General features: G+C 75.0%; 1 protein-coding gene. It reads left to right on the forward strand.

What is annotated here, in order from left to right:
• Positions 1-55: 55 nt before the first annotated feature.
• Positions 56-8,677, forward strand: an 8,622-nt coding sequence (locus tag AB0F15_RS09750; protein WP_360267877.1) for an amino acid adenylation domain-containing protein, incomplete at its 3' end; no start/stop codon positions are given.

Below are 8,677 nucleotides of genomic sequence, written 5' to 3' on the forward strand. Positions count from 1 at the left end.
CCAGCGCCCGGACGGCCCTGCGCTGACGTCACCCCGTGCTCGAAAGGTTCCCGCAATGCCGCAATACGACGTCTCGGTTCCTGCCGTCGACGACGACAGATCGGTGCCCGCGCGTACGCTCGCCGAGCTGTTCCAGGCGCAAGCCGCCCGGACCCCCGGGGAACCGGCGCTGACCGGCGCCGATGGCACGCTGACCTACGCGACGGTGAACGCCCGGGCGAACCGGCTGGCGCGGCTGCTGATCCGGCGCGGGGCCGGGCCCGAACGGGTCGTTGCGCTCGTCCTGCCGAGGTCGGCCGACCTCGTCGTCGCGCAGCTCGCGGCGGCCAAGGCCGGCGCGGCGTTCCTGCCCGTCGACCCCGACCAGCCCGCCGAGCGGATCGCCTTCATGCTCGCCGACGCGCGGCCGGTGCTGGTGGTGACGCGCGCCGCCGCGGCCGGCACCGGGGAAACGACCACCCTCGACCTCGACGAACCCGGGCTGCTCGACGGCCTGCCCGACACCGATCCCACCGACGCCGACCGGACGCGCCCGCTGCACGTCGGCCACCCGGCCTACCTCATCTACACGTCCGGGTCGACCGGCGTGCCCAAGGGCGTGCTCGTCACCCACCGCGGCCTGGCCGGGTTCTTCGCCGCGATGCGGGAGCGGTACGACGTGCGGCCCGGCGACCGGGTCCTGGAGTTCTCCTCGCCGAGCTTCGACGCGTCGATCCTCGAGCTGGGCATGGCGCTCCCGACGGGGGCGGCGCTGGTCGTGCCCCCGCCCGGGCCGCTGCTGGGCGACCGGCTCGCCGAGGTCCTGGCCGAGCAGAAGGTGACCCACGCCCTGATCCCGCCGGTCGCCCTCGCCACGCTGACCGCCGGGCACGCCGCCTCGCTGCCGGACTTCCGGACGGTGATCGTCGGCGGGGACGCCTGCCCGCCCGAACTGGTCCGGACCTGGGCCCCCGGGCGCCGGATGATCAACTCCTACGGCCCCACCGAGTTCACCGTCGTGGCGACCTGGAGCGACCCGCTCGTCCCCGGCGGCGCGCCCCCGATCGGGCGCCCGCTGCCGGACGCGACCGGGTACGTGCTCGACGAGGCACTGCGCCCGGCCGCCACCGGGGAGCTCTACCTCGCCGGCCCGGGACTCGCCCGCGGCTACCTCGACCGGCCGGGGCTGACCGCGAGCCGGTTCCTGGCCGATCCGTTCGGCGGCCCCGGCGAACGGATGTACCGGACCGGCGACGTCGTCCGCCGCACCCCCGCCGGCGAGCTGGAGTTCGTCGGGCGCGCGGACCACCAGGTCAAGATCCGCGGCTTCCGGATCGAGCCGGGCGAGATCGAAGCGCTGCTGCTCGAGCAGGAGGGCGTCCGCGAGGCGGTCGTCGTCGCCCGCGAGGACCAGCCCGGCGTCAAACGGCTGGTGGCCTACGTCGCCGGGGACGCCGATCCGGTGGCCCTGCGCGCCGCCGCGGCCGACCGGCTGCCGCCGTACATGGTGCCGTCGGCGTTCGTGGTGCTCGAGGCGATGCCGCTCACCCACCACGGCAAGCTCGACCGCGACGCGCTGCCGGCCCCCGACTGGCAGGCCCAGGTCCGCGCCACGCACACCGCGCCCCGGACCCCGGCCGAGCGGGACCTCGCCGAAATCTGGGCCGACGTGCTGGACGTGCCGGACATCGGCGTCGACGCGGACTTCTTCGAGCTCGGCGGGGACTCGATCCTCGGCGCGCGGGCGCTCGCCCGGATCCGGGCCCGCTTCGGGGCCGATCTGTCCCCGCGGGTCGTGTTCGACGCCCGCACCATCGCGAAACTCGCCGCACTGCTGCCCGACGGCGGCGCCCCGGCCGCCGACCGGATCGAGCCCGTCGCCCACGACGCCGTGGTGCCGTTGTCGCCGGTCCAGCGCCGCCTCTGGGTGCTCGACCAGCAGAACCCCGGCAGCACCGAATACAACGCGGGCGTCGGCCTCACCCTTTCCGGCCCGCTGGATCGCGACGCCCTGCGCGCCGCACTCGACGCACTGGCCGCGCGGCACGAGCCGCTGCGGACGACGTTCCGGACCGTCGACGGCGAGGGCGTCCAGGTCGTCGCCGAGGAGGGGACCATCCCGCTGCGGGAGGCCGATGCCGAGGCGGACCTGGACGCGCAGCTCGCGGCCGAACTGGACCGCCCGTTCGACCTCACCACCGGGCCGCTCACCCGCGCCACCCTGATCCGGCGCGGTCCCGAAGAGCACGTGCTCCTGCTCTGCCAGCACCACATCATCACCGACGGCTGGTCGGTCGGGGTGCTCGTCGACGAGCTGGCCGCGCTCTACGCGGGGGAGAAGCCCGAGCCGCTGGAGATCGGCTACCGCGACTACTCCCGGTGGCACCACGACCGGCTGGCCGGACCGCTGCGCGAGCGGCAGCTGGCGTACTGGCGCGGGCAGCTCGCCGGCCTCGAACCGCTCGAACTGCCCACCGACCGCCCCCGCCCGCCCGTGCGCGGCACCCGGGGCGCGATCCGCCGGTACGAGCTGCCCGCGGAGCTCACCGGGCAGCTCGCCGCACTCGGCCACGACACCGGCGCGACCCTGTTCACGACGCTGACCGCGGTCGTCCAGCTGCTGCTGGCCCGCTACACCGGGCAAGACGACATCGCCGTGGGCACCGCGGTGTCCGGTCGCGACCACGACCAGCTCGAACGGCTCGCCGGGTTCTTCGTCAACACCCTCGTCCTGCGGTCCGCGGTCGACGCCGCCCAGCCGTTCGACGCGTTCCTCGGCCGGGTCAAGGAGACCACGCTCGCGGCGTTCGCCGCCGGCGAAGTGCCCTTCGACCAGGTCGTCGACGACCTGCGGCCGGCCCGTGACCCGAGCCGGACACCGCTGGTGCAGGTCCTGCTCGTGCTCCAGCAGGACCTCGTCCGGCCCCGGGAGGCGGGCGCCCTGCGTCTGGGCGAGCACGACCTGCCCCGCCCCCGGGCCCGGTTCGACCTCGTTCTGGAGTTCCAGCCGCGGGGCCGGAGCGTCGCGATCGAATACGACACCGCCCTCTTCGACGCCGCGACGATCGACCGCTTCGCCGGGCACCTGCGGGTGCTGGCCGAGGCCGTGGTCGCCGACCCGCACCGCCCGGTGGCCGAGCTGCCGATCCTGGACGACGCCGAGCGGGCCCACCTCCACGCGCTCTCCCGCGGGCCGGTGCTCGCCGTCCCGGAAGCCACGCTGCCGCAGCTGTTCGAGGCCCAGGCGGCCCGGACGCCGGACGCGGTCGCGGTCGTCTGCGAAGACCGCTCGCTGACCTACGCCGAGCTCGACGAGCAGGCCAACCGGCTGGCCCGGGTCCTCCTCGAGCGGGGCGCCGCGCCCGAACGGTTCGTCGCCGTCTCGCTGCCGCGCACGGAACGGATCCTCGTCGCGCTGCTCGCCGTGCTCAAGTCCGGCGCCGCCTACCTCCCGGTCGACCCCGCCTACCCGGCCGACCGCCAGGAACTGATCCTCGACGACGCCGCCCCGGCGCTGCTGCTCACCCCGGACGGCCGGGGGCCGGGGTCCGTCCGCACCCTCGCGTTCGACGACCCCGCGTTGCTCGACGGCCGGTCCGCCGCGCCGCTCGCCCGCGCCACGAACCCGGACCACCCCGCCTACGTGATCCACACGTCCGGCTCGACCGGCCGTCCCAAGGGCGTCGTGGTCGCCCACCGCAGCGCCGCGAACCTGATGGCCTGGGCGGAAACCGACTTCGGGGACGTCTTCCGGCCCGGGTCCACCGTGGTCGCTTCGACGTCGCTCAACTTCGACGTCTCGGTGTTCGAGGTCTTCGCGCCGCTGATGACCGGCGCCACCGTCGAGATCGTCCGGGACGTACTGGCCCTCGGCGAAGGCGAGCACACCGGCCGGCCGGTCGGCCTGGTCAGCGGCGTGCCGTCGGCGTTCGCGCAGCTGCTGGCCCAGGGTGCCGTCTCGGTGCGACCCTCCACAGTGGTGCTGGCCGGCGAGGCGCTGACGCTGCACGCGCTGCACGACATCCGGAAAGCCTTGCCGGACAGCCGGATCGCCAACATCTACGGCCCGACCGAGTCCACTGTGTACGCCACCGCGTGGTACCACGACACCGACCGCACCCCGCCGATCGGCCGCCCGATCGCCGGCGTCCACGCGTACGTGCTCGACCGCGGGATGCGGCCGGTGCCCGTCGGCGTGCCCGGCGAGCTGCACCTCGGCGGCGCCGGGGTGGCCCGCGGCTACCTCGGCCGCCCGGGCCTGACCGCCGGCCGGTTCGTCGCCGATCCCTTCGGCGAGCCGGGCGCCCGGATGTACCGGACCGGCGACGTCGTGCGCTGGAGCACGCGTGGCGAGCTGGAGTACCTGGGCCGCGCCGACGACCAGGTCAAGATCCGCGGCTTCCGGATCGAGCCGGGCGAGGTGGAGGCCGCGCTGCGGCAGCACCCGGACGTCGCCGAGGCGGTGGTGGTCGCGCGCACCGACGCCGGGCACCAGCGGCTGGTCGCCTACGTGGTCCTCGGTGGCCCCGCCACCCCCGCGGACCTGCGGGAGTTCCTCGGCGCCTCGCTGCCCGCCCACCTGGTGCCGTCGGCGTTCGTGCCGCTCGAGCGGCTGCCGCTCAACCCCAGCGGCAAGCTCGACCGGCGCGCCCTGCCCGCCCCGGACTGGACGGGCGGCACCACCCGGGTCGCGCCCCGCACCGACGCCGAACGGCTGCTCGCCGCCATCTGGGCCGAGGCACTCGGGCTGCCCGAGGTCGGCGTCGAGGACAACTTCTTCGAGCTCGGCGGCGACTCGATCCTCAGCATCCGGCTGGTGTCCGAGGCGGCCAAGGCCGGCCTGCGGATCACCACCAAGGACGTCTTCCGCCACCAGACGATCGCCGCGCTGGCCGCGGCGGCCGGCACCGTCGCCCCGGCTGGCTCGGAGGGACAGCCGGCGGCGACGGGCGCCGTCGTCGTCACCCCGATCCAGCACTGGTTCCTCGACACCGACCCGGCCGAGCCGGACCACTTCGCGCAGCAGCTGAGCGTCCGGCTCGCCGAGGACGTCGACGAAGACCGGCTGCGCACGGCGGTGAACACCGTCGTCGCCCACCACGATGCCCTGCGGCTGCGGTTCCGCCGCACCGCCGAGGGCTGGACGCAGTTCCACGCCGAGCCCGGTGCCGTCGACGTCTTCGGCGCGAAGATCGACATCGAGCACGGCCCGCTGGTGAGCGCCGAGCTCACCGGCACGACCCTGCGCCTGGCCGTGCACCACCTGGTGGTCGACGGGGTCTCCTGGCGGATCCTGCTCGACGACCTCGACCACGCCTACCACGCGCGGGACCTGGGCCCCCGGACGACGTCCTTCCAGGATTGGGCGGCCCGGCTCGCCGGGCACGACTTCGACGGCGACCTCCCGTACTGGCGTGCGGTCGAGGGCGCCCAGATCCCGCTGGACGCCGACGGCGCCAACACGGTGGCGAGCACCCGCACGGTCACCACCCGGCTCGACGCGGGCCTGACCCGGGCCCTGCTGCAGGACGTCCCGGGCGTCTACCGCACGCAGGTCAACGACGCACTGCTGGCCGCGCTCGGCGGGGCCCTGCGCCGCTGGAGCGGTGCCGGCCGCGTGCTGGTCGATCTCGAAGGCCACGGGCGTGAGGACCTGTTCGACGACGTCGACCTGTCCCGCACGGTCGGCTGGTTCACGTCGATGTTCCCCGTCGCGCTCGACGCGGCCGACCGCGACATCGCGACCGTGCTCAAGTCCGTCAAGGAGCAGCTGCGCGCGATCCCGGCCCGCGGCCTGTCCTACGGCGTGCTGCGGCACCTCGCCGGGACGGCTCCCGAAGTGACGCCCCGGCTCAGCTTCAACTACCTCGGCCGCTTCGAGGTGGAAGGCGAGCTGTACCGCGGGCTCGAGCGGGAACTGGAACTCGCGCAACACCCCGGGGACGTCCGCGCGCACGCCGTGGACGTCGTCGCCCGTGTCACCGGCGGCCGCCTGGAGATCACCTGGTTCTACTCGGACCAGCTCCACGAGGAAGCCACGATCCGCGCGGTCGCCGACGACCTCGTGCACCGGCTGGCCGGGATCGTCGCGCACTGCACCGGACCGGCGGCCGGCGGCCGGACGCCGTCGGACTTCCCCCTGGCCGGCCTCGACCAGGCCGCGGTGGACCGGCTCGCCGGCGACGGCCGCGACGTCGAGGACATTTACCCGCTCACCCCGGCCCAGGCCGGCATGCTCTTCCACCGGCTCACCGGCGGCGGCCGCCACGCCTACCTCCAGCAGGTGACGTTCGTGCAGAGCGACGTCCCCGACCCGGCCGCACTGGGCCGCGCCTGGCAGCGGGTGGTGGACCGGACCCCGGTCCTGCGCAGCCAGGTGGTCTGGGACGGCCTCGACGCGCCCGTGCAGGTGGTCCACCGGCAGGTCACCCTGCCCATCGAGTACCGCGACTGGACCACCGAGCCGGAAGACCCGGACGCCGTGCTCCAAGCCGACCGGGAGGCCGGCCTGGACCTGGGCGAGATCCCGCTCATGCGGCTGCTGCTCGCCCGCGTCTCGGCGACCGAGGTCCGCGTGGTCTGGACGTTCCACCACCTGCTGCTCGACGGCTGGAGCCTCTTCCAGGTGCTCTCCGACGTCGCGGCGGCGCACGCCGGGCGGCCGCTGCCGACCCGCCGCCCGTTCTCCGACCACCTCCGGTGGCTGTCCGAACAGGACCAGCCGGCCGCCGAAACCTACTGGCGCGAACGGCTTTCCGGACGGCCCGAGCCGGCCCGGCTGCGTACCGACCGCGCTCCCGACGGGCACCCGGTCGAATCGTCGGCCTCGCTGCGGATCGCCCTGCCCGCCGGGCCGCTGCGCACCGCCGCGCACCGCCACGGGCTGACCCTCAACACGCTCGTCCAGGGCGCCTGGGCGGTGCTGCTGGCCCGCCACACCGGCCGGCCGGAGGTCTGCTTCGGCACCACGGTCGCCGGGCGGCCCGCCGAACTGCCCGGGGCCGGCGAGATCACCGGCATGTTCATCACCACCCTGCCGGTCGTCGCCGACGTCGACGAGCGGGCCGGCGCCGTCGGCTGGCTGCGCGAGCTCCAGGAGGCCCAGGCCGAAGCGCGCCGGTTCGACCACCTGTCCCTGGCGCGCCTGCAGAGCTGGGGCGGGGAGTTCGACACCCTCCTCGTGTTCGAGAACTACCCGGTCACCGCGGAACTCGGGCTGCGCGACCTGCGGGGCGTGGAGACGACCAACTACCCCCTCAGCGTCGTCGCCTACCCCGGCGAGGAGCGGCTCGAGTTCCTCTTCGGCTACGACCCGGCACTCTTCGACGCCGAGACGGTCGCCGGGTTCGCCGCGCACCTGGAGACCCTGCTCTCCGAGCTCACGACCCGGCCGCACGAGCCGCTCGCCCGCCTGCGCATGCTCACCGAGGCCGAACACCGTGCCGTCGTGGAGCAGTGGAACGACACCGCCCAGGACCACCCGGAGACGACCGTGCCCGCGCTGTTCGCCGAGCAGGTCCGCCGCACGCCGGACGCGGTCGCCGTCACCGGCGAAGTGACCTTGACCTACGCGGAGCTGGACGCCCGGGCGAACCGGCTGGCCCACCGCCTGCTCGCCCTCGGGGTGCAGCGGGACGGCCTGGCGGGCCTGCTGCTCGGCCGCTCGGCCGACGTCGTCGTCGCCGAACTCGCGGTGCTCAAGGCCGGCGGCGCGTACCTGCCGCTGGACGCCCGCGCGCCCCGGAGCCGGCTGACGGCACTGCTCGACGGCGTGCCCGTGGTGATCACCGACGAGGCTGGCCGGGCGCTCGCCCACGACGTCCACAATGGACCGGTCGTGCTCGTCGGCGAAGCCGGTGACGAGCCGGCCGAGGCGCCGGATTTCGTGCTCCGGCCCGGAAACCTCGCGTACGTCATGTACACGTCGGGCTCGACGGGGACGCCCAAGGGCGTTGCGGTCAGCCACCGGGACATCGTCGGCCTGGCGCGCGAACGGTCCTTCGCCGTCCCCGCCCACCGGTCCGTGCTCCTGCACTCGTCGCTGGCGTTCGACGCGTCGACGTACGAGCTGTGGATGCCGCTGCTGACCGGCGGCCGGGTCGTCGTCGCACCACGGGGGGACATCGACGCCGACGTGCTGCGCCGGGTCGTCGCGGCGCACGGGGTGACCGCGGTGTTCCTCACGGCGGGGTTGTTCCGGGTGCTGGCGCAGGAGGATCCCACCTGCCTGCGCGGGGTCCACGAAGTGTGGACCGGCGGTGAGGTGGTGCCCCCGGCCGCGGTCCGCCGGCTGGCGGCGGCCTGTCCCGGCCTCACCGTGGTGGACGTCTACGGCCCCACCGAGACCACGACGTTCGCCACCCGGTTCCCGCTGCCGCCGGGGGAGCCGGTGCCGGACGTGCTGCCGATCGGGCGGCCGCTGGACGACATGGCCGCCTACGTCCTCGACCACGGGCTGCGCCCGGTGCCGCCGGGCGCCGTCGGCGAGCTGTACCTGGCCGGCACCGGGCTGGCCCGCGGCTACCTCGGGCAGCCGGGGCTGACGGCCGAACGGTTCCTGGCCAACCCCTTCGGCGCGCCCGGTGCGCGGATGTACCGCACCGGCGACCTCGTCCGCTGGACCCGCGGCTCGCTTTCCGGGGGTCCGGGTGGCGGAGCCCCCGGCCCGGGGCGAAGCCCCGGTAGTCACGCCGGCTTT

The sequence above is a fragment of the Amycolatopsis sp. NPDC026612 genome (assembly GCF_040638285.1).
GTDB lineage: Bacteria > Actinomycetota > Actinomycetes > Mycobacteriales > Pseudonocardiaceae > Amycolatopsis.